Source organism: Oleiphilus sp. HI0066, assembly GCF_001635725.1.
On the sequence record NZ_LWFH01000768.1, the window covers coordinates 1 to 822 of the forward strand.

The following is an 822-nucleotide window of genomic DNA, read 5'->3' on the forward strand; positions in this document are numbered from 1 at the left end:
ACTTCATTCAAGTGCGCTAGCACTTCTGCAGGAGTCATCGCTTTCCCGTCAACCTCAGTAATATCACCCTTCTCGTAAGTTAGGTCGATATAGGTTGCTTTATCGGGTGCATTTTCAGGAGATACAGACCAACGCCACATATCTTCTTCTGCTTCTGCCCAAGGATCTTCAAGAATGTCACCTTCGTATGAGATGTGAAGGAGGTTCGCATCCATTGAGTATGGTGATTTACCTTTCTTCGTTTCGATCTCAATACCGTGTTTTTCACAGTAAGCAAGAAGGCTTTCACGGGAGTTAAGATCCCATTCACGCCAAGGCGCAATCACTTGCACACCAGGCTTAAGTGCATATGCACCTAATTCAAAACGAATTTGGTCGTTGCCTTTACCGGTCGCACCGTGAGAGATCGCGTCTGCACCTGTTTCATTCGCAATTTCAATGAGCCGTTTTGCGATAAGGGGCCGAGCAATAGAAGTGCCTAGAAGGTATTCACCTTCATAGATGGTGTTCGCGCGGAACATTGGGTATACGAAATCACGTACAAACTCTTCACGGACATCTTCGATGTAGATTTCTTTAACACCTAGCGCTTCAGCTTTTGCGCGCGCTGGCTCGACTTCTTCACCTTGTCCCAAGTCTGCAGTATAAGTGACTACTTCGCAGTTATATTCTTCTTGTAACCATTTTACGATTACAGAAGTATCTAGGCCGCAAGAATACGCTAACACGACCTTATTTATACTCGACATAAAGGCTCCCAAAACCTGTTATAGATTTTGCTTATATTAAAAAAGGGGTGCGTATTCTACAGAAAGGAGTGAT

Annotated in this window: 1 protein-coding gene; it reads right to left on the minus strand. The window is 44.4% G+C overall.

Features of this window, described 5'->3' with window-relative positions; all coding sequences use genetic code 11:
• Window positions 1-749: argininosuccinate synthase (locus A3738_RS09230; RefSeq protein ID WP_068763560.1), on the minus strand; the 749-nt coding region annotated here is incomplete at its 3' end.
• Window positions 750-822 lie beyond the last annotated feature (73 nt).